Raw genomic sequence first — 21,148 nt, 5'->3', positions numbered from 1 at the left:
CCAAAAATATAAACCTTTCCCTAACCCTCTCCTTTCAGGAGAGGGGAAATCTCATAAAATGAATATTCCTCTCCCTGAACGAGCTTTAAGGATTCCTTTAAAGCGAAGTGCAAGAGAGGTTAGGAGAGGGTGAGAAAGAGCAAAATAAAATGCCAAATATTACCGCTGAACAAATGCGTTTTTGGAGTCCTGATGTACGTGAATTAGAGCCGTACACACCGGGTGAACAGCCTAAAATCCAAAATATTTTAAAACTCAATACCAATGAAAACCCGTATCCGCCATCGCCAAAAGTGGTGGAAGCAGTTCAAAAAGTGTTGGCAAATTCTGCTGATGTTTTACGTTTATATCCAGATCCAGATGCGTCTGAGTTAAAGCAAGCGATTGCAAAACAGCAGCATGTGCCTGTTGAACAGGTCTTTGTTGGTAATGGTTCGGATGAGGTGCTGGCGCATATTTTTAAAGCCTTTTTTGTGCAAGAACTGCCGGTTCTGTATCCAGATATTACCTACAGTTTTTATCCGGTATATAGCCAATTTTTTGGTATAGCTGCCAATACTAAAATTTTGCCGCTGAACGATGACTTTGAAATAGTTGTGGATGACTATAAACAGCCGAATGGCGGCATCATCATTACCAATCCGAATGCACCAACCAGCATTGCTTTAGGTTTGTCTGCAATTGAGGAAGTCCTGCAAGCTAATCCAAATTCAGTGGTTGTGATTGATGAAGCGTATGTCGATTTCGGTGCGGAATCTACTGTGGCTTTGGTTGCGAAATATGAAAACCTTGTGGTTTGTCAAACGACGTCTAAGTCGCGTTCACTTGCCGGTTTGCGCGTTGGTTTCGCGATTGCGCAGCCGCATTTAATCGCAGCGCTTGAAGCGGTAAAAAACAGCTTTAACTCCTATCCGATGGACCGTTTTGCGATTGCAGCAGCCGTGGCGTCATTTGAGGATCAAGCGTATTTTGAAGCGCAAAATGCCAAAGTGATTGCGAGCCGTGAAAAACTTGTAGAGCAGCTTTCTGAGCTGGGCTTTAAAGTATTACCCTCTGCGGCAAACTTTATTTTTGCCTCACTGCCAACGAAAGACGCGGGTGAATTAGCTGCTGAATTGCGCGAACGCGGAATTATCGTGCGTTATTTTAATAAGCCGCGGATTAATCAATTCCTTCGTATCACCATTGGTACAGATGAACAAAATCAGCGCCTTGTAGATACTTTGAAAAACGACATTTTGGCTTGATTTCTGTAAGCTCAGCGAAATGTAAATCTAGCCTAATCTTCCTTTTTAAAGGAGGTTGGAGTGATTCATTAAACAAGCGATTCAATTGAATCGCTTTTTTTGTTTATTCTGGCTTATACCAGGTATTTAACAAATCCAGCATGGCTTCGACTTTATCAAAACATTCTTGATATTCAGCATCGCAATCAGATGCGATGGTGATTCCGCCGCCGGCCCACAGCGAAACCTGATCTTGGTATTTTTGAATAGAGCGGATCAAAATATTCCAAGAGCCCGTGCCATCGTGATTAAAATAACCCATCGAGCCGCAATAGGCGCCGCGCGGGGCGCCTTCAAGTTCCTCAATGATTTGCATCGCGCGGATTTTAGGCGCGCCGGTAATCGAACCGCCTGGCAGGGCAGACATCAGAACTTCAAAAGGGTTTACATCTGTTTTCAGCACGGCTTCAACTTCACTGACCATGTGATGCACTTGATTAAAACTTTCAATATCAAAAAGTTTAGGTGTTTTTACAGAACCTGTTTCTGCATAAACACTCAAATCATTACGCAGTAAGTCGACAATCATGACATTCTCAGCCATGTCTTTTTCAGATGATTTTAACCGTTGTTTTGACTGCTCATCTAAAATTGGATCTTCATAGCGAGGCATCGTGCCCTTGATTGGCTTGGTAATCATTTTGCGTTCAGGCTTAAAATCTATAAAAAGTTCAGGCGAACAACTTAAAATTTCAAAATCATCAATACGTAAGTAGCCTGAATATGGTGCATCAGTCAGTGACCAAAATTCTTGAGCGGTATCTAAGAGTGAACCGTTTGCTTGAGCTGTAAATTCTTGGGTTAAATTAATTTGATAGCAATCGCCCGCTTTAATATATTCCTGAACTTGGTCAAAGGCTTTTGTGTAGTCTGACTTGGACCATCTTGCAGTACATTTTTGCGTTAATTTAAATCGATCTTGAGCGATCTCGGTTTGAATTAGGTGATCAATGTAGTCGTAAATCTTAGCTGCAGAATGATCAGAACTATAAAAATACCAACCATCATCTTCTAATTTTAAAAAACTGGAAAATTGTCCTAAAAACAAGCGAGGTTGGGCTTTGGCGTGCAAGGAAATCTGTTGCTGCGTTGCATAATCATAGCTAATAAAACCAGCCCAGCCCCCAGAAAAACCGCTGCCTAATTTTGAACATAAATCTTGGAAGGCGATATTTTGCAAGGGCTGAGTATCACATTCCGCATATTGATCTAAATTGGTACGGACATAAGTTTTAAGTTCATCATTCTTAAATTGCTGATATTGATTTGCCAAAAAGCAAATAACAGGTTGGTTTTGATCTTCTAAAAAAATCACATGTGACAAGGGTACAAGCGCTTGCAAAATATTTTGAGCACTAACATTTTGTTTGAGAATAAATTTTTTAAAAGAAATCGGTTTTTGCATCAACAGAGAAATTAAATTTAAAGACTAAAATGGATTTTATACCATTCCTAATTCATTTGGTTTGCAAATACCGTTTATCGGTAAGAATTAGATTGCGACCAACGACAGTTGAACAAATTTCAGCTTGGATATAATTTAATCGAGCGAGCAAACAACTCAAGGAAAGATTTAACAGTTGTCACAAAATAATATTACAGCTGAATAAATCGAGTGGTTGAAAATCAAAAAAAATAAATACTCTTGGGAGAGTACCGTATGAAAAATTTCACTAAATTAGCTCTAGTTTCTTCAATCGCATTTAGTGCGAATGCTATGGCTATGCAAGCAATGGACGATGCTGCACTTAGTTCAACCACTGGTCAAGATGGTATTAACATCGGGATTGGTATTTCAAAAGTTGCAATCGAGAAACTTTACATTCACGATAATGACGGTTTAGCAACTGATGCAAAAAACGTTGTGACAGGTACAAAAGTTACTTTTGATACAACTACAACTCCTCCTACGCCAACAGGTTTTGCTGCAAATGCAGAAGTTTCTTCAACAAATATTGTTGGTGGTACAGGTGTAGCAGGTGCTCTTTTAATTAAGGGGAACGGGATAGCCGGTGATGCTAATGAAAAGCATGGTCTTGTAATTACTGCGAATTCACAAGCTTTGTTAGCAAGTCATAATTTGGCTGATTTACGTATTGACTCAGATGCTGGTAATTCTGCAAAAGGTGGAGCGTTTGTTAATATTGCAGCGCAGGTTTCTGGTTTAGATATTAAAATTGGCGAAATTGGTGTAACTGCATCAGGTACAGCAGGTACAACAGGTATTCGTCGTGGTGGTGATGATAGCAACTACAATGCAATTCTTTCTGGTTTAACTTTGAAAACAGGTCAGATGGCTGCAAATATTCAACTTGGTGCAGCTCCACAGGGTGCAATGATCAAATTGAATACAACTATGATTGGTGGTTTAGAGATTCAAAATCTAGGTATTCTGGATGCATCAACTAAAACGGCTACACGTGAAGCAGGTGAAATCTTTATTGAAAGCATAAAAGTTGCTGATGCGGGTAAAACAGACTTAACCATTAACCAAGATATTAGTGTTTATGGTGCAGAAGGAGCATCAAAAGGATATATTCAAATGGTGAGCAACTCTGGTCCAATTGATAACTATGTGAAAGGTGTTCATTTAGGTAGTCGTACTGCTGGTTCAATTGGTGATATCGAAGTTCAAGGCTTGCAAACATATTATAGCCCTAGTTTAGGTGTTTATAATCCAGGTTCTGTGATTACGATTTCTAGTAAGTAATTTAGAATAAAATAAGGCGCGTGTTGATCACGCGCTTTTTTTTACAAAAAAGTGCGGAATGACCCAACAAAGCATAAAAAAATGCTGTTTTTTTATAAAAAAAAAGGTATCTTGCATAATACATGGATGTAGAGCATTAGCTCTAAAAAATAATGAAAAAAGGCACATCATTGCCGATAACTAAAAGTTAGAAGATATGTTAGAGATAGCTGTAGGCTCGGCATTGATGTATTACTTTGCCAAAGAGTCCTTCGATTTAAAAGAAAAGCCAGTCGGAACAGTTCACTATACCGAAACATTGGATTCACGAAATGATTCCTTTACTCGGATGCACCGTGAATCTGTAAAAATTAAACCTGCCATAGAAGATCAATTTCGAGGCATCGTTCGGCAAGCCTACGACTACAGTTGTGGTTCGGCGGCCTTAACTACTTTATTAAATGGTTATGTAGGTACACAGCTGACTGAGCAACAGACCATGAATGGTTTGCTGAAATTTGGTGAAACTGAAAAAATTATCGAACGTCGAAGTTTCTCCTTATTAGACATGAAACGTTTTGTCGCTGCTGTCGGGCTAGAAAGTGGGGGCTACAAAGGGGAGTTTTCAGATCTAGTTAAGCAAGGTCAGCCTGCGATTGTTCCCATTTCATATGCTGGTTTTAAACATTTTGTGGTGTTTAAAGCCTATAAAGATGGGCGTGTTTATGTTGCAGATCCAGCACTGGGCAATATCAGTTTCGATGAAGTTCGATTCCAAGAAATATGGGAAAACAACACATTATTTTTAATCAATGTTGCGCCTGAGCAACGTAAAAATTTATTGGCTTTGCAAGATTCAGACTTGCGACATGTTGAAGATGCAACCGTGAACCGTTATGCATTGGTTGATATTCAATATCCGCAGTTTTACATGGAAAAAATTGCAGACAAGGCATCTACGATACGACTTGATAAAAATATGAATGAAGAGTCGGAGTCATATGGTAAATCGAATTACAACTTTCTAAGGCTTTACTATAAGAGTAAATAATTAGATGAATGCGTATAACAAAGCGTCAGGATTAAAAAAATAAAAACGGTGGGAAGGAACATGAATCGTAAATGGATGAACAAAACACTACTAGCCATGAGTATTCAGGTGGTGATGGGGGTTGCCTATGCAGCTGAAGAGCCAAGCCTTGGAGAATATGATCCGGTTGAACAAGAGACAGTCGTAGAAGAGTCTGTATCTCCTGCTACTGTAAACCAAGCTGATAATGCACAAGAAGCTGCTGCCGAGCCAGAAATTGGACAGTATGAATCTGTAGAAGAGCCCGTACAAGCTGAAATGCCACAATCCGAAGTCGCTCCTGCCAATGAAAAAGCATCGACAGCACTTCAGCAACAAGAAGGTGATGCGAGCCAAGAAGCGAATTTACAGGAAGTATTTAGCTCGAATGAACGTCAATATTCATTGATTAAAAAAGGTGAAATATCATCTTTTTACGATATAGATTACACCTATTACCGTGATACACAGCTTGATATGGAAATGGCACAAGGCCAGCTTTATCAACTACGTGTACAAGAAAATGCAACACACTCAATGACCAATACATTTACCGTGCAATACGGTGTAATGGATAATTTGACATTCTCTGCATCTTTGCCTTTAGTGGCGAAAACTGATTTATTAAAAGATACTTCAACTGCAGGTTTAGGGGATATTTCTTTAGGCGCACGCTGGGAACCATTCCCACTGAAGCAAGGTCGTTTACCACTGATTTTATTTGGTAATTTGTCTACGAAAACAGGTGACAGTCCATACGAAGTCAATGCAGTAAATGATCTAGCAACAGGTAAAGGTTACTATTCGGCAGGTATCGGTGCGAGTACGCGTAAATATATTGACCCCGTTGTGTTGTTTGCATCTGTCTCAGCCAACTATGGTTTCAAAGAAACTGGTTTAAACCAACGTCGTGGTACGCGTGTCATTGAAGAATTTGAACCGGGAATTAGTGGCGGTTTTGCATTCGGTTTTGCATACTCGTTTAACTACGATGTTTCCCTCACCATGTCATATCAACAAAGTTTCAATACCGGCGCTGAATTTACGTATAGCAGTGGCGAATCCTATTCACCTGCAGACCAAACCAGCTCAACTCTAGCGATTTCTTTAGGTGTACGTGTATCACCGGATACGATTGTGAACGGTACAGTGGGGCTAGGTTTAACTGAAGATGCACCAGATGTGTCTTTAGGACTGTCTTTCCCGTTGGATATCCTAGGTTTCGGAAAAAAACTTCGTTAAGAGGGCTGTCGTATGCGTAAAATTCGACTCAGCCCACTTGTTAGTGCGATCGTTTTAACGGGCTGTTCTAGTGCTGCTTTTGCACAATTGGGTACCAACCTTTCAGTTGATGTAAGGTCACTTGCATTAGGTAATGCAGTGACTGCTGATCCTCCGGGGATTAGTGCCGTGCATTTTAACCCTGCAGCATTAACCAAAATTGAAGGTTTGCAAACCGATATGCAGGGGATTATTGCAAACTTTGATATTCAACGTGAATTTACCGTTCCTGCGGGTTATAACGTCTTTGGTTATTCTGATGATCCAATGGTCTGTAATGATGGCCCTGAAGTAACGGCTGATATTTGTACGGACTTTAAAGATAAGGTTTCTGGTGATGTTGAATATGCATCTCTATATGTACCTGTCTTAAAAAAGATGGTGGATTTTGGTGCTGGACAACCCATTGCCGCGCCAACGATGGGGATTGCCTATAATCCACCGGGTTCTAAAGCAACATTTGCATCAGCCGTTTATGCACCTTTGATCGCGGGTTTTGGTGCTGAAAATGGTAACCCGGGTAATTTCATGGGGCAACAAGTTGCTCTAGAGCGTATTACTTATCTATCGCCAACTGTAGGTTATCAAGTCAGTGATGAGCTATCGATTGGTGGTGGTGTAGGGATGTCCTATCAAGCCATTGGATTGAAATCTGATCTACGATTTCCCAATGAGTTGATCGGTATGTTAAGGATGATTGATGAAGTCGTCTGTACGCCATTCAAGGAAAATTCGGACATTATTACCGACATCTTGCTATTGGGGATGTGTAATACCGAAGAAGGGATGAACCCATTTGGTAAATTTGGTCAGATGGAATTGGCTTTAGAGCAGTCACTGAGCCCAAGTTACAACTTAGGGGTTTTGTGGGAGCCACGCGAAGATTTTAGTTTTGGTATGGTGTACCAAAGTGCAGCGAAAATGCGCATGAAAGGTCGTTATCGCATACAAAATGCGAAAGCACCTCAGGAGATGATTAAGGGATTAATGTCATCACCAACAGGTCAAATTTTAGCTGCAATTTTAGGTTTCCCAAATGCTGTGCCAAACTCGGAGTCGGGTTTGGTTTCGATGGATTTTGAATATCCACAGCATGTACAGGCGGGGATCAAATATAAGGTTATGCCTGATTTACAAATCAATTTTGATGTGGGCTGGACCGATTATCGTGCTTGGGACAAATTCCGTTTTGAATTCGACCGTCAAATTTCAGCGCTGAAAATTGCAAAATTATTATCTGAAAATGTGACCGATAATTCTTTGGCCTTACCTTTGAAATTTACGTCGCCTTGGAACTGGGGCATCGGTATTGAATATTCAGCAACAGATCGTTTGAAATTGCGTGCAGGCTATGAACCACGGAGTACCTCTATTCCTGACGGTAAGCGAAATACCATGGTACCAATTAATGGTGCGCAACTCTTTGGTATGGGGATTGGATATCGTTTTGATGCAGATACGGATCTAGATTTATCAATCGGCTTTTTACGCAGTAAAGATAACATTCCAGCGAATACTAGTAGTCTTGCAAACTTAACCGGTGTGAATAACATACTTTTAAACCCATATGCTGGAATGAATGTAAAAACCGATACGAAAATCACCATCCTAGGATTAAATTACAGAACTCGTTGGTAGGATAAGCAAACAGAATGAAAAGGATTTTATTCATAAACGCGTTACTTGTACTGTCTGTGGTGCAAGTGTCGTATGCCTATGCCGGGGCGTTTCATACCATTATTGGGCCGGATGGGCGCCCAATGGTGGTACAAGTGCAAGAAAAACCGGCAAAAAAACCTAAAGAAAGTCCAACTGCTAAAACGATAGACTCTCAACCTGTACAACAAATTATTCAACCATCCGTAAGTATTAGTCCGTCTCAAACCAAGACACCGATGACACGTCAAACGAGTCCAACAGCACAGGCTGTTGGACCAGTGAATTCTCAACATTTAAGTATACGTGAGCCGGAAAAACGGGATGAAATTAAAGCTGTCACAGTAGATAAAATTAAAGACGTCTCAGGGGATAAAGTTCGCAAATCTGAAAAGTCAGCACAAGCGGCAGATACGACAGCAAAAGTGGTACCTTCAACCGCATGGACAGAGAAGTTACAGCAATCAGAGCTAACCCAACCTCGTGAAGCGTATCAGTCCAAAGTTCTAGCTGAAAAAGATAAACCTGTCGTCGAGAAAAACATCCTTGCTGAGAAAGTAGTCAGTACTGATCAATCCGTACGATCTTCAGGTGAAAACTTAGAAAATCATCCTTCAAAACAATCGGCTAAGGCAAAACAAGAGCAAGGCTTTTCGACGATGGCTGGTGAAAAGTATGTCAATAATGAATATCTTGAAGATAAAGAGTTTAACTTAGAAGGCAAAAAGCGCTTTTACACCATGCCCGAAGGCGTTATTGATAGCAAGATGGGGCAAACGCGGATGCAAACCATTGAACGTGAAAAAGGTGTAAGTCGCTCCGTCATTGATAATTTATTTAAACGTAATCAACCCGAAGATACAGGCCCAATCACTTTAGCCACATCATATTATCGGGTCTCACAAGCTGATACCATTCAAGGTTTAGGTCAGCAATGTTTTTCAAATAAAAAAATGAAGAAAGCCAAAGAGCTTGACTTGGCACAAGATATTAATTTATGGCCTCGAGCGCCTTTATCAGACGAATTTGACTATGAAGTCGTAAAACTAAAATCACCATTACAAAATATTCGTATACATTCATTTGCATCCAAAGTACAAAATCCTACATTTTATTGGCCATTTGCGGTATTTTTAGACAAAAATGGATGTGTCATGGAAGGCGCAGGTGGATTCAAAAATAACCAAGGTGAAGCGGATCATCTTTACCATGAAAAAATTGAAGGCGTGATTCAAGTGCCTAAAGGTAGCCAGTATTTATTTTTAACGCCTTTAGCAACAGCAATTGACGTCGATGGTCGCGTATTAACCAATCAAGGCCAACTTAAATTAACAGCAATCCGTTAAGGACATAAAAAAGAGAATTAGGATGAAAAATAAAATTTTATTACCGTTTGCTTTAACGGCATTGGTTGCAGCGCTCAGTGGCTGTGGCGGTGAAAGTGCAAATGTGAATCCTGAAATTTATGATACCAGTACAACCAATGGTACTTGTAAAAGTAATACCGAAGGCTGTGTCGAGTTTGTTTTAGATTATCCAATTGAAGGTCTGAACTTTAATTGTTCGAGCGACGTTAAAAATACCTATATTACCTTGTTTGATCTAAAAGAAGGTGTTTCGACAGGTGCTTGTAAGATTGGCGATACGGTAACTTTCTTTGTCCAAGGTGAAAAATCACGTCGAATTGATTTGGGTAAAGTGGATTTGAAGCAAATTTCAAATGTAGCCAGTGGCACGACACCCCCACGTTTGACCTTATTGGATTTGGCTGCCGGCATCGCGGGTAAACCTGCTGCAACGATTTCAAATAGCGACGCAACGGTTAAAGTGGCCATGCGTTTAGCCAAAATCATTCAAGCCTTGGCATTGAAAAATAATAGCGCAGTTACAGCTACAGACATCCAAGCGGTTTATATCAACAATGCAGATAAAGTTTTGATTGATCAAATCACTCGAAATGTCGCGACAGCAGATTTCAGTATCAGTTCAGATACGGAATTTAATGACCTGTTTACACCTTGGCTAGACCTGTCCGAAGTCAGCAATGAAAATGCATTTACCTTAGTTTCAAAACTCATGAATATCTCAACGGCTGCGGTATATCAGCCTGAGTTTGCGTTATTTTCAACTGATGGCGTGATTACCAATGCCAGTGGTTCAAATGGATTGGTGGGCTGTGACAAAAATGAATGTTTGCCGACCGATAGTTCAAAAGTCAATTTATTCGGTCATTTCATGTTAATGACGGACCGCCAAGGCATGACATTTGGTAGTGGTTTACAGTGGAAGGGCAAAGTTGATCAACAGTTGAGTACCATTGGTGGTGTGAATGTCTTGCTCTTGACACAGGTACGACCAACACGTTTAACAGCAACGCCGCAGGACAATTGGATTGATCCGCTTACCAAGCAAATTGATAAACCTGGCATTCTGGGTTTCCGTTTTGATGCAGAAGAAGCCAACTCTGGCCCGCTGATTATTAAACAAGGGACGCTACTTGCCGACAAAATGGTGGTCGGTACGGGTGGAAGTTTATATAAAACGTTAATGGCTAAAAAAGATGATTATGTTCTGACGGCCGATGATAAGAAAAAATTAGGCCTGTGGGAGCAAAACATTAACCAAGTGCAATTTAAAGGCACGATGGATTTATACAAGCTTTATCCGTTATCGTATTTAGACAAAAAAGTCTTTAAGTCTGTTGAAAATGTTGCTGCTGGACAAAATTATATCTTCCCGTTATATGCAGATTTAACCTTTAAATTTACCGATACCTCGATTAAAACAGTGAAATTGGGTGTGGTGATTGACCGTAATGGTGATATTCGCACAAATATAAAATCTGGCGTGCCAGACGATGTATTTACTCGTCAAGATAGTCAAATTGTCGATTTGTCTACACACGCGACGGAAGGCTGTAGTGGAAAAGATGTGCTTGACCCACTATTAATGAAAGATGACAAAGGTGTACAGCAATACCGTATCGGAACGACAACCCGTACCTTTACGCCTGAAGGGAATATTAATCCAAATACCATTTCGATTCGTATGATTTTAGCTGACCCATATTTCCATACGCTTGATGGCGCGCTGATTGGAATGAACTCAAGTGTGAAAACTTCAGCGGACACCTCAATGGTTGTGGGCGGTGCTTTAGTGCAGTTACACAATATGATCAATGCCAATGCAGGCACACGTCCCTCTGGCGTTGCTTTGACAGATTCGGATAATAAAGTGGTGAAATGGGGGAATAGTTTGGCCAGCTTTAGTTATATTTATAGCTTAAAAAATCCAAATGATACTGCTGCGGCTCAAACGGCGAAGTTAAGCGGTGGTGATATCTCTTTAGAGTTGGCCCCTTGTTACACCATCAAGGCAAAATAATCGTCAAATATGAGTAAAATAAAAAAGCCCATCAGTGATGGGCTTTTTTAATATTGAGAGCAGCAAATTAACCTGTGTGATCGAGTCGAGTGCCGAGAGTTTCGAGATGCATTTCAAATTGACCTGTTTTGCGGTCAGCAAAATAATGCCGCAGCGTTCTTTCCACACTTGGAAAGGCTAAATCATCCCAAGGAATTTCTTCTTCACTAAACAATCGAGATTCAATGGTTTCATCACCCGCACCAAATTCACCATTGATTAGTTCAGATTTGAACAAGGCATAAATTTGCCCAATACGGGGAATGTTATACATGCAATATAGTTGCTCAATGTTGACTTCTGCTTCGGCTTCTTCGCGAGTTTCACGCGCTGCACCTTGCTCCATTGTCTCATAGAGTTCCATATAGCCAGCGGGTAATGTCCATAGCCCATAACGTGGCTCAATCGCACGACGGCAAAGTAAAACTTGATTGTCCCAAACGGCTAAAGCACCACAAATAACTTTAGGATTCACATAATGAATAAACCCACATGCGGTACAAATACGGCGTATCTGATGATCTCCAAGCGGGATCGCTTCTTTTGTTTTTTGTCCGCAGTTTGAGCAAAAGTTCATATTCATCGTCATGGATTGTGTGAACCGTCAGAATAACTTAAAAATAAAACTTTGGCATCATTTCTAACCAGCTTGGTCGAAATTCAGCTATGATGAAAATAAGATAATTATAAGGATGTAATGTGGATGGATGAGGGTTTATTGACTCAGCGATTGCAGCAAAGTTTACGTTTTTCTAAGCGTATTCAACCCGCGCATGCTGCTGTATTGATTGCGATTACCCAAGAAGATAATCCACGTATTTTATTGACCCGCCGCTCACTCTATATGAATAATCATGCAGGTGAAGTGTCCTTTCCCGGTGGCAAACGTGATGCCCAAGACACCAGTAATATCGTGGTGGCTTTAAGAGAAGCTCAAGAAGAAACTGCTCTAAATCCATTTGATGTGCAGCTTTTGGGTGATTTACCGATGCAAAAAGCTCGGAATGGGATGTTGGTTAAACCGATCGTAGGGTTGATCCCGCCTGATGTAAATTTGATACCTCAACCCACTGAAATTGACCGTATTTTTTTTGTATCATTAAGACAGCTTTTAGAAACACCGCCAACGCCGTATGAAGTTCGTTTTGCCCAGCAATCACTATATTTCCCTAGTTTAAGAGTCGAAAACGAAATCGTATGGGGCTTGACTGCACGGATGCTGATTTCCTTATTTCAATATGGTCTGAATTATCAAAAAGAATGGCCTTTTTTATTAAATTCTCCTTCATTTCATTTGGGCCGTGAGCCTTAAACCTTTATTAAAAAGTCAAAATAGGATGTTTGATCATGTTGTACAAGTTTCAAGGATATAGCCCGAAAGCCACGCATCAACCTTGGGATGGTTGGGTTGCAGAAAATGCAACAGTGATTGGCCAAGTTGAATTAGGCCGAGAAGTGAATGTCTGGTTTGGAGCCGTCATTCGAGGGGACAACAGTCGTATCAAACTGGGTGATTTTACCAATGTACAAGAAAATGCGGTGTTGCATACCGATGCGGGCATTGAAATGACCATTGGCGATTATGTCACGATTGGGCATCAAGCCATGCTACACGGATGTACCGTAGGTGATAATAGTCTGATTGGAATCAATGCCGTGGTCCTAAATCATGCCGTGATTGGTAAAAATTGCATCATTGGTGCGAATGCTTTAATTCCAGAAGGGAAGGTGATTCCGGATAATTCTGTTGTGATGGGTTCACCGGGTAAGGTTGTTAAGACTTTAGATGAACAAGCGGAAGCACGTCTAAAAATGAGTGCCATGCACTATGCCGCTCATTTTAAACATTTTACTCAACTCGAAGTCGCTGAACTTTAGAACGCTATACATGGCAAGCAAAAAAGCCTCGAAGTTTGTCAAGGCTTTTTTATGGCTTAAAGACAGAAAGCGCTGAGTCTGTGGTGGAACATCTCGCGAACTGCGATGGAGTGGAGTATCATATTCAACGTTTTTTAAGATTAAATTTAATTAAGGTTGCGCATGAAATTACTGGCATTGGAAACTGCCAATGAGCAGTGTTCCGTCTCGATTGTAGATGAAACTCAAGAGCTTTATTTTCAACTCGATTTACGGGCAAAAGCGCAGACGCAAACTATTCTCCCAATGATTGAGCAAGGGCTTAATCAAACTGCTATTGAGTTAGCGGATTTAACTGCGATTGCCTTTAGTCGTGGGCCTGGCTCATTTAGTGGTGTTCGTATTAATGCAGCGGTAACACAAGCCTTGGCATGGGCCAATGACGTACCTGTTGTTCCAGTCTCGACTTTGCAAGCTTTGGCTCAAGCGGCGCATCGTGTACATGGTTTGACTGAAGTAACGGCAGTCCTTGATGCGCGCATGCAAGAAGTGTACATCGCCAGCTATCAACTCGATGCCAATAGCATTATGCAGGCTGTAGATGAAGAACAACTATTAAGCTACGCAGATGCCACACCACAGATCAAATTTACCGTCGTGGGTTCTGGTAGTGAGCTCATTCAATCAGAACAAACACAATACAAAGACTTAAGTGCAACAGCACAAGATATTGCTACTATTGCCCGCGAAGCGGCACAAAGAAAAGCATGGGTGAGTGCTGAACTTGCATTGCCCGTATATTTACGAGATAACGCCTGGAAGAAAATTTCAGAACAAGGCAAGCCATAATTAGGGTTATATATGGATCTTCTACTGCTGCTCAAAGCGGCGATCATGGGTATTGTTGAAGGTATTACCGAATTTTTACCGATTTCAAGTACAGGGCATTTAATTCTGGCTTCAGAATTAATGAACTTTTGGACCAAAGAAAAAAGTGATGTTTTCGTGATCGCAATTCAAATGGGTGCGATTGCTGCGGTGATTTATGAATACTGGGGCCGCCTGTGGGGTGCAGCAACTGGTATGGTGACTGGTGAAGAAAAAGGTCGCCGTTTAGGTTTTGGCTTAATTCTCGCTTCGATTCCAATCGTGTTGATTGGTTTGACGTTTGGTCAGACGGTGAAAGAACTGCTGTTCAATAACATTGCGATTGCTATGGGGTTGATTATTGGTGGTTTGATCATTATTTGGATCGAAAAAAATCCACCGCAGGTGCGTGCCAAAGAAGTAGAAGATTTAACCATTAAAGATGCGATTTGGATTGGTTTAATTCAAGTTTTATCTTTAATTCCAGGGACTTCACGTTCAGGTGCGACCATTATTGGTGCCATGTTCTTAGGTGTTTCTCGTAAAGCAGCCACTGAGTTTTCATTCTTTTTGGGTATTCCGGTTATTGTCGGTGCAGGTTTACTGGATTTATATCAAAGCTATGATGTATTTCAAGGCACTCAAGATTGGACTGTGATTGCCGTTGGTTTAATCGTTTCATTTGTCTCGGCATTACTTTTGATTCGTGCGCTTGTTGCTTATGTGGCAAAACGTGATTTCATGATTTTTGCGTGGTATCGAATTGTTTCAGGTTTATTGATTTTATTGTTCGCATTTACAGGCTGGAAATTATGGTAAGCGAAATCCGCTTATACACAGAACAAGAGTTTCATGAGAAAGCACAGCAGTATTCTGCTGTGCTTTCTTCACGTGGTGTATCTGTAAATATTGAATTGATTGAAAAATTAAACGCGCGTTTTTTACGTTTAAACTCTGAACTCAGTTTGTGTGTCGATGCAGATGGCTTGTGGTTAGCGGCCAATGGCATGAAGATGCAACCCGATTGGAAAGCAGAAGTGGGGCGTTTAAAGCGAGCATCCTTAAAGTCTGAGATGATTGCACGTGCGTGTAATTTGGCTGAAAAACCACAGCTTGTAGATGCAACCGCAGGGCTAGGGCACGACAGTCTCTTAATGGCACATTTGGGTGCTCATGTGACCCTTGTGGAACGTCATCCGATTTTATTTACCCTATTGGAAGACTCACATCAACGTGCGCAGCAAGATGCGTTTTTAAGTTCGGTTGTGGCTCGAATTGAATTGGTCTTTTCAGATTCGGCAGATTATTTGAAACATTTATCGACGACCAATCAAATCTTTGACGTGGTTTATCTCGATCCGATGTTTCCGCAGCGAGATCAAAACCAGCAAGCCGTCAAAAAGCAAGCTCAGGTCAAAAAACAAATGCAATTATTGCATTTACTGTTACCTGAAGATGGTGAAATGGATTTAGGTGATAATTTACTGGATTTAGCACAAAAAATTGCTAAACGTGTCGTGGTTAAACGTCCACGATTGGCGGTTTTTTTAGCGAATCAAGAGCCACAACATCAGTGGCAAGGTGATGCTTGTCGCTTTGATGCATATTTCCAACATGATCTTGTGACTTAAAATGATATTTGCTTCAATATTGTTCAAAGATTTGTTATATAGTTAAAAAATAGCATTGCTAAAAACGACATCAGGCATAAAATTATTTGTGCAATTAAGCGAGCCAAGGCCACCATCAGAACTCTATGATTGATTTCAAACCCTCCATCAATTTTTGGCATGATTTTAAAAGCAACCAAACTGCGGGGATGTGGTTATTTTTGGGGTCTCGTCGTTCTTTACAAATCGTTCGACCATCGATTTTACAATTGGTGTTTTGGGGGATTTTAGGTGGTTGTGCCAACAGTTTATTTAGTTGGCTCAGCACGGGGCGTATTGGCGAATTTAATGCCCAAGGTCTCATTAGCTACGCATTGTGGCCATTTATTGCTTTAATCGTGGGGATTTTCCTGTCACAACGTGTGAATAATCCACGGTTAATGTTGGTCCCAGCATTGCTTTGGTTGGTGCTTGATACGCACATCATGTTGTTTCAATGTTTGATTCAATATTTGGGAGATCTCGATTTTCTTCCATACTTCTTGTACGACTACATTCCAACGTTATTCATTATTCTATTTGTTTGGCAAAGTCTGGCTGTCGTTTGGGTATTTTCACGTGAGCTGAAATGGCCATGGTGGGAGCGAGCACTGATTATGGGTGCGACGCTATTTACTTTGGTCGTGTGGCAAGTCTCAGTCAAAGATCAGCCGATTTGGAAAGTGGAAGAAGTTCCACCAAGCTTTGCTGAAGATGCCTTCTATGCACAAAGCCGTTTGCTCAATAAATCTTTAGACGCAGTGGAATATGGTGAATTTGCTCAATCCCATTGGTACTTCTTAGGGGTGGCGGGTGCGAGTTATCAAGATGTCTTTAAACTGGAAATTGAACGGATTAAAGAACAGTTTGATACACGTTTTGGCACCTATGGGCGTTCGGTTGAACTTATCAATAACCCTGCAACACGCACTGAAATTCCGCTGGCATCTAAAACCAGTATGGAGTTGGCGCTGCGTCGTATCGGTCAGCAGATGAACCGAGAAAGTGATGTCTTATTTTTATATATGACCTCACATGGTTTACCAAATGTCTTTGAAATGGAAAATGCACCTTTGGATTTGGCGCAAGTCGATCCTAAATGGTTAAAAGAAGCCTTGGATGCATCCGGAATTCGTTGGCGTGTAATTGTGATTTCTTCATGTTATTCAGGCAGTTTTATTCCAGCGCTACAAAATGATAATACTTTAATCATTACTGCATCGGCAGCTGATCGACAGTCTTTTGGCTGTTCGAATGAAGCTGAATACACCTATTTTGGCCGTGCGTTCTTTGATCAGGCGATGCGTGAGCAGACCAGTATTCAAGCGGCATTTAATGAAACCAAAGCGACTGTTGCGAAATGGGAAGCAGCGCAAGGTTTCGAACCTTCTGAACCACAGTGGTCTATGGGGAAAAACATGGCATTAATGTTGCCTCAATTAGAACAACGATTGTTCCCGCCGACAACTACTGCACCGGCTACGACGGTTACGCCTTAAAAGATTAAAAAAGTTTAGGATAAAGATCATGGAATTAGTACAACGAAATACTTGTTTTGCGGGTGAGCAGCGCATTTATCAATTGGATTCTTCAAGTCTAAAAACCCCAACAAAGTTCGGTATTTTTCTGCCGGAAGCAGCCTTGCAAGGCCAAGCGTGTCCTGCATTGTTTTATTTGGCGGGATTAACCTGTACCGAAGAAACCTTTGCCATTAAAGCGCATGCACAGTGTTTAGCTGCGCAGCTCGGCCTGATTTTAATCAGCCCTGATACTTCTCCACGTGGGGAACAGGTGGCGCAAGGCGATCATTGGGATATTGGGCAAGGCGCAGGCTTTTATATTAATGCAACGGAACAACCTTGGGCCGAGCATTATCAAATGGAACGTTTTATCACTGAAGAATTGTATTCGTTGGTACAGGCTGAATTTCCGGTACAAAAGGGTGCGATTGGCATATTCGGACATAGTATGGGCGGTCATGGTGCATTAACTTTAGCGTTGAAGCATCCTGACCTGTTTAAATCGGTTTCTGCTTTTGCACCGATTTGTGCGCCGAGTCAGTGTCCTTGGGGCGAAAAAGCCTTTAGTCAATATCTAGGTTCAGACCGTCAGCAGTGGCTTCAGCATGATGCTACAGCTTTAGTGCAATCCAAAGGGGCTTTGTTTAAAGCCATTTTGATTGACCAAGGCATTGATGATCAATTTTATAGCCAGTTAAATCCGGCGTTGTTTCAGCAAGCGTGTGAGCAAGTTGGGCAGCCACTCGAACTGCGTGAACATGCAGGCTATGATCATGGTTATTATTTTATTCAAAGTTTTATGGATGATCATTTGCAATTTCACGCTGTCCAATTGCAAACAGTAGTTCATTAATCTAAAAGCCAGTAGTTAAAAATATTGAGGCATAGCTTGCTTTGATATACGTATAAATAAAGCATGGTGATGAGCATTGCCATGCACATGAATAAATTCGACATACCAAAAAAAATAATTTAGGGTACTTATGCAAAATTCACAAATGGAAACGCCGCTTCCGCCAGAGCTGCCCGTGATGAATCCACCGAGTCTATTTGGTGAGACAGAACAGGCTGATGTTTTGGGAAGAAATTATCATTTTAGGTTTAAAGGTAATGCGTCTGAATATTTCGGTATTTGGATTGTGAATATCTTACTGACGATTGTCACGCTTGGACTTTATGCGCCTTGGGCAAAGGTCCGCCGTTTACGTTATTTTTACGGTAATACTTGGGTATTTCAGCGTCGTTTTGACTTTACCGGTTTGCCTACAAAAATTTTAGTTGGACGAATCATTGCGTTAGTGGTCTATGGTGGTTTCTCTTTTGCTATAAATTATTCTTGGGAAGCTTTCTTAGCGGGCTTTGTCCTGATCTTCTTTGCGGTTCCTTGGCTCATTCGATCTACGATTCGTTTCCGTGCTCGCAACAGTAAGTTTAGTAATAGCCGATTCTTTTTTTCTGGGACGAATAAAAGCGCGTATTGGTGCTTTGTTAAATGTCTTGCGGTGGTTGTCTTTACACTTGGGTTGTTTACGCCAGTTGCGGTCTGGTTATATAAACGTGAATGTCTGAATCATTTGTATCTGGGTCAGTTGAAATTTAATCTGAATAATACTTGGGGCGATTATATGCGTGCCATGTATGTGCCTTTATTTCTGTTTATGGGCTTTGGTGCATTGCTGGCAGTGATCTTTGCGATACTGTTTGGTAGTTCAGATGGTTTAAATGACGCATCTTATGTTTTCATCATTTTTGGGATGTATTTGATTGGCTACATGTTCATTTGGCCACTCACGGCTGCACGTATTTTTATTACCACTTGGAATAACACCACGTTGAGCCGCAGTCAGTTTCATACGGACTGTAATCAATGGCGCTATGCATGGATTGTCTTGAGTAATTGGTTGGCTAAAGTGATTAGCCTCGGTTTACTGACACCATGGGCAGTTGTACGACTATATAAATATCAGACTGAATCTTTGCATTTAATGTTGGTCGATGATCCTGACCAATTACACAATCAAATGCAGCAAGATCACAATGCGATTGCTGAAGAATTATCCGATATTTTTGACCTAGATATTTCCTTATAACGTAGGTGAATTACATGAAAACATCAGTAGTGAATGCAACCTATTATGATGGGAAAGTGTCAAAACCCTTTGTTGCTCAAATCAGCGCAGATGGGGAACATGCTGTGATTGTGCGTTATGGTCAAGACCTAGAACAAACGCAGCATTACACCTATCAAGATATGACGCTGATCGGTGCTTTAGGTGATATTCAGCCAGTGATCGAGTTAAAGGACGATGCTCGTTTAGAGTTTCATCAACCCTTGCCAGAGTGGTTTAATCTCGACGTAAAGTCGCGTTGGCATTCGATTTGGAAGTTGGAGCGTTCACCCTCTTTAATCATTTTTAGTGTGATTTTCGTGGTGGCGTTTGCTTTTGTATTGATTAAATGGGGCATTCCTGTGGCGTCGCATGTGGTGGCCAATCAACTGCCTGAGACAGCGTTAAAGAGTTGGGGGGATCAGGCGGAAAAATATATTATCGATATAACTGAACCCACAAAATTGCCACAAGCACGTCAAGACAAGTTAAAGCAAGAATATCAACAATTGGTGGCTGAAAATCGTCCTGCGAAGTTGTTATTCCGCGGTGGTGGCAGTATCGGTGCAAATGCATTGGCGATACCCAATAACACCATTATCGTGACAGATGAGTTGGTTAAATTAGCGAAAAATGATTATGAGTTAATTGGAGTACTTGCACATGAGCAGGGGCATTTAGTTCAACGCCATAGTTTGCAGCAAAGTTTGTCAGGTTTAGGCATCAGTATTATTTTGTTGATGATCACAGGGGATGGCTCTGACATTCTTACCAGTTTACCGGTTGCTGCGGTGGGTGCGAGTTACTCACGAGACTTTGAATCTGAAGCAGATTTATATGCCCTAAAACAACTTTCAAAACATCAAATTCCAACGGCACATTTTGCAAACTTCTTACAACGTATGGAAGATGAAGCTGATGGTGAAACAGCAAAAGAGAAAGGTGCAGAGGATGAAACTGCAAAAGATCAGAGATCTTGGACAGACTTCTTTGAGTCACATCCAGCGACGAAAGCCCGTATTGATGCAGTTAGAAATTATCAATCACATCAGCATTGAGTAAAAGGCTTTGACAATATGGCGACGTAGACTACGGTTCGCGTTGCCATGTTGCACTGAGTTCTTCTTGTCCCATGCGGATCAAATGATCTAATACCACATGTTCCAATTGATCTAGATTTGTACTTGGATCTTGGGCTGAAATCACCACATCTAAAAATGCAGCTTGTGGTAAAAGACTGACCTCTGCAGAGGGCAGTTGAATCTTGAATGCAGTATTTTCTCCAATGATCTGTTCATTGACTTCAAATTTATGTTTCCAATGATTGACTAAGCGCTTAGCAACACGTGCTGCTTGAGCGGTGGTGATGTGTGTTGAACTTTTCATAGTTGCAATTTTATTGTTAAGTCGTCAGTCCTTTAACTTAGCAAAGTACATAGATACCCGTTAAGTCTAAATATGCAACGCTGTGTTTCTATCCCTGAGATATTTATCCATATTAATCACTGATGTTACGCACGCAAAAAATAATTTTGCATTTTTAAAATGATATTTAAGTCAATTCGACTGAGTCTTACATCTAGGGCTTAAATAAAGGGATTAGCCTTCGGCTGGAGGTACTCTTACGAAACGATGTTTCGCATTAGGCAAAATGAGCAGCGAAGCTTCGCAAGGAAACCATTCTGCGGAGCAATGCTCCTCACCACAATACTCGCTCTCTAGCGTCTATTTATTTAAAGTATT

At 41.0% G+C, this 21,148-nt stretch carries 19 protein-coding genes; 16 read left to right on the top strand and 3 right to left on the bottom strand.

Going from position 1 to position 21,148, the window contains the following annotated elements:
* Window positions 1-149 precede the first annotated feature (149 nt).
* A complete protein-coding gene (gene hisC, locus FTT98_RS08320) occupies window positions 150-1,247 on the top strand; it encodes a histidinol-phosphate transaminase (RefSeq protein WP_180040844.1) in 1,098 nt (365 codons plus the stop codon).
* Between the two features lie 103 nt (window positions 1,248-1,350).
* Here the strand turns inward: hisC and pabB are convergent, their stop codons facing one another.
* Window positions 1,351-2,691 carry an aminodeoxychorismate synthase component I gene (gene pabB / locus FTT98_RS08315; RefSeq protein WP_180040846.1) on the bottom strand — a complete coding sequence of 447 codons (1,341 nt, stop codon included), beginning with the start codon at window positions 2,689-2,691 and terminating at the stop codon, window positions 1,351-1,353.
* 255 nt (window positions 2,692-2,946) lie between these two features.
* Between pabB and FTT98_RS08310 the strand changes: the two genes are divergently transcribed.
* From FTT98_RS08310 to FTT98_RS08285, 6 genes are all read left to right on the top strand, one after another.
* Window positions 2,947-3,996, top strand: a complete 1,050-nt coding sequence (locus tag FTT98_RS08310; RefSeq protein WP_180040848.1) for a DUF6160 family protein — start codon at window positions 2,947-2,949, stop codon at window positions 3,994-3,996.
* 196 nt (window positions 3,997-4,192) lie between these two features.
* Entirely contained in the window at window positions 4,193-5,026 is an 834-nt protein-coding gene (locus tag FTT98_RS08305) for a C39 family peptidase (protein ID WP_180040850.1), read from the top strand.
* A 60-nt stretch (window positions 5,027-5,086) separates the two neighbouring features.
* Window positions 5,087-6,286, top strand: coding sequence for a hypothetical protein (locus FTT98_RS08300; RefSeq protein ID WP_180040852.1), 1,200 nt, complete (start codon window positions 5,087-5,089; stop codon window positions 6,284-6,286).
* A gap of 12 nt (window positions 6,287-6,298) precedes the next feature.
* A complete protein-coding gene (locus FTT98_RS08295; protein ID WP_180040854.1) occupies window positions 6,299-7,963 on the top strand; it encodes an OmpP1/FadL family transporter in 1,665 nt (554 codons plus the stop codon).
* Between the two features lie 14 nt (window positions 7,964-7,977).
* Complete coding sequence (filE, locus tag FTT98_RS08290) at window positions 7,978-9,327, top strand: putative pilus assembly protein FilE (protein ID WP_180040856.1); 1,350 nt, start codon at window positions 7,978-7,980, stop codon at window positions 9,325-9,327.
* A gap of 22 nt (window positions 9,328-9,349) precedes the next feature.
* Window positions 9,350-11,365, top strand: a complete 2,016-nt coding sequence (locus tag FTT98_RS08285) for a hypothetical protein (RefSeq protein WP_180040857.1) — start codon at window positions 9,350-9,352, stop codon at window positions 11,363-11,365.
* A gap of 67 nt (window positions 11,366-11,432) precedes the next feature.
* Here FTT98_RS08285 and FTT98_RS08280 read toward each other — a convergent pair whose 3' ends face one another.
* Window positions 11,433-11,981: an NUDIX hydrolase gene (locus tag FTT98_RS08280; protein WP_180009934.1), complete on the bottom strand. Its 549-nt coding sequence runs from the start codon at window positions 11,979-11,981 to the stop codon at window positions 11,433-11,435.
* A 126-nt stretch (window positions 11,982-12,107) separates the two neighbouring features.
* On the opposite strand from FTT98_RS08280, the gene FTT98_RS08275 reads away from it, so the two are divergent.
* From FTT98_RS08275 to FTT98_RS08235, 9 genes are all read left to right on the top strand, one after another.
* Window positions 12,108-12,716 carry a CoA pyrophosphatase gene (locus tag FTT98_RS08275; RefSeq protein ID WP_180040882.1) on the top strand — a complete coding sequence of 203 codons (609 nt, stop codon included), beginning with the start codon at window positions 12,108-12,110 and terminating at the stop codon, window positions 12,714-12,716.
* A 35-nt stretch (window positions 12,717-12,751) separates the two neighbouring features.
* Entirely contained in the window at window positions 12,752-13,282 is a 531-nt protein-coding gene (locus FTT98_RS08270) for a gamma carbonic anhydrase family protein (RefSeq protein WP_180040859.1), read from the top strand.
* 162 nt (window positions 13,283-13,444) lie between these two features.
* Window positions 13,445-14,110 (top strand): tRNA (adenosine(37)-N6)-threonylcarbamoyltransferase complex dimerization subunit type 1 TsaB, encoded by a 666-nt coding sequence (tsaB, locus tag FTT98_RS08265; protein ID WP_180040861.1) that lies wholly within the window; start codon window positions 13,445-13,447, stop codon window positions 14,108-14,110.
* Window positions 14,111-14,122: 12 nt separating this feature from the next.
* On the top strand, window positions 14,123-14,947 hold the full coding sequence (locus tag FTT98_RS08260) for an undecaprenyl-diphosphate phosphatase (RefSeq protein WP_180008558.1): 825 nt from the start codon (window positions 14,123-14,125) through the stop codon (window positions 14,945-14,947).
* The gene (locus tag FTT98_RS08255) at window positions 14,941-15,759 is read left to right on the top strand and encodes a class I SAM-dependent methyltransferase (protein ID WP_218945800.1); all 819 of its coding nucleotides are present in this window, start codon (window positions 14,941-14,943) and stop codon (window positions 15,757-15,759) included. The genes FTT98_RS08260 and FTT98_RS08255 overlap by 7 nt, the downstream gene beginning before the upstream one ends.
* Before the next feature lie 125 nt (window positions 15,760-15,884).
* Window positions 15,885-17,276, top strand: coding sequence for a C13 family peptidase (locus tag FTT98_RS08250; RefSeq protein ID WP_168378508.1), 1,392 nt, complete (start codon window positions 15,885-15,887; stop codon window positions 17,274-17,276).
* 28 nt (window positions 17,277-17,304) lie between these two features.
* The gene (fghA, locus tag FTT98_RS08245) at window positions 17,305-18,150 is read left to right on the top strand and encodes an S-formylglutathione hydrolase (RefSeq protein WP_180021431.1); all 846 of its coding nucleotides are present in this window, start codon (window positions 17,305-17,307) and stop codon (window positions 18,148-18,150) included.
* Between the two features lie 130 nt (window positions 18,151-18,280).
* Window positions 18,281-19,387: a YjgN family protein gene (locus tag FTT98_RS08240; RefSeq protein ID WP_180040863.1), complete on the top strand. Its 1,107-nt coding sequence runs from the start codon at window positions 18,281-18,283 to the stop codon at window positions 19,385-19,387.
* A gap of 14 nt (window positions 19,388-19,401) precedes the next feature.
* Window positions 19,402-20,463: a M48 family metallopeptidase gene (locus FTT98_RS08235; RefSeq protein WP_180040865.1), complete on the top strand. Its 1,062-nt coding sequence runs from the start codon at window positions 19,402-19,404 to the stop codon at window positions 20,461-20,463.
* Window positions 20,464-20,494: 31 nt separating this feature from the next.
* On the opposite strand, the gene FTT98_RS08230 is transcribed toward FTT98_RS08235, so the two are convergent.
* Window positions 20,495-20,791 (bottom strand): DUF2218 domain-containing protein, encoded by a 297-nt coding sequence (locus FTT98_RS08230; RefSeq protein ID WP_111884782.1) that lies wholly within the window; start codon window positions 20,789-20,791, stop codon window positions 20,495-20,497.
* Between the last annotated feature and the right edge of the window lie 357 nt (window positions 20,792-21,148).

The sequence above is a fragment of the Acinetobacter sp. YH12039 genome (genome assembly GCF_013420015.1).
Lineage (GTDB): Bacteria > Pseudomonadota > Gammaproteobacteria > Pseudomonadales > Moraxellaceae > Acinetobacter > Acinetobacter amyesii.
The sequence above is the reverse complement of the archived record's forward strand: the minus strand, read 5'-3'. Positions and strand labels throughout refer to the sequence as shown.

Coding starts and splice junctions, on each gene's coding strand:
- hisC (WP_180040844.1), top strand. CDS start 150: ATGCCAAATATTACCGCTGAACAAATGCGTTTTTGGAGTCCTGATGTA.
- pabB (WP_180040846.1), bottom strand. CDS start 2,691: ATGCAAAAACCGATTTCTTTTAAAAAATTTATTCTCAAACAAAATGTT.
- FTT98_RS08310 (WP_180040848.1), top strand. CDS start 2,947: ATGAAAAATTTCACTAAATTAGCTCTAGTTTCTTCAATCGCATTTAGT.
- FTT98_RS08305 (WP_180040850.1), top strand. CDS start 4,193: ATGTTAGAGATAGCTGTAGGCTCGGCATTGATGTATTACTTTGCCAAA.
- FTT98_RS08300 (WP_180040852.1), top strand. CDS start 5,087: ATGAATCGTAAATGGATGAACAAAACACTACTAGCCATGAGTATTCAG.
- FTT98_RS08295 (WP_180040854.1), top strand. CDS start 6,299: ATGCGTAAAATTCGACTCAGCCCACTTGTTAGTGCGATCGTTTTAACG.
- filE (WP_180040856.1), top strand. CDS start 7,978: ATGAAAAGGATTTTATTCATAAACGCGTTACTTGTACTGTCTGTGGTG.
- FTT98_RS08285 (WP_180040857.1), top strand. CDS start 9,350: ATGAAAAATAAAATTTTATTACCGTTTGCTTTAACGGCATTGGTTGCA.
- FTT98_RS08280 (WP_180009934.1), bottom strand. CDS start 11,981: ATGAACTTTTGCTCAAACTGCGGACAAAAAACAAAAGAAGCGATCCCG.
- FTT98_RS08275 (WP_180040882.1), top strand. CDS start 12,108: ATGGATGAGGGTTTATTGACTCAGCGATTGCAGCAAAGTTTACGTTTT.
- FTT98_RS08270 (WP_180040859.1), top strand. CDS start 12,752: ATGTTGTACAAGTTTCAAGGATATAGCCCGAAAGCCACGCATCAACCT.
- tsaB (WP_180040861.1), top strand. CDS start 13,445: ATGAAATTACTGGCATTGGAAACTGCCAATGAGCAGTGTTCCGTCTCG.
- FTT98_RS08260 (WP_180008558.1), top strand. CDS start 14,123: ATGGATCTTCTACTGCTGCTCAAAGCGGCGATCATGGGTATTGTTGAA.
- FTT98_RS08255 (WP_218945800.1), top strand. CDS start 14,941: ATGGTAAGCGAAATCCGCTTATACACAGAACAAGAGTTTCATGAGAAA.
- FTT98_RS08250 (WP_168378508.1), top strand. CDS start 15,885: ATGATTGATTTCAAACCCTCCATCAATTTTTGGCATGATTTTAAAAGC.
- fghA (WP_180021431.1), top strand. CDS start 17,305: ATGGAATTAGTACAACGAAATACTTGTTTTGCGGGTGAGCAGCGCATT.
- FTT98_RS08240 (WP_180040863.1), top strand. CDS start 18,281: ATGCAAAATTCACAAATGGAAACGCCGCTTCCGCCAGAGCTGCCCGTG.
- FTT98_RS08235 (WP_180040865.1), top strand. CDS start 19,402: ATGAAAACATCAGTAGTGAATGCAACCTATTATGATGGGAAAGTGTCA.
- FTT98_RS08230 (WP_111884782.1), bottom strand. CDS start 20,791: ATGAAAAGTTCAACACACATCACCACCGCTCAAGCAGCACGTGTTGCT.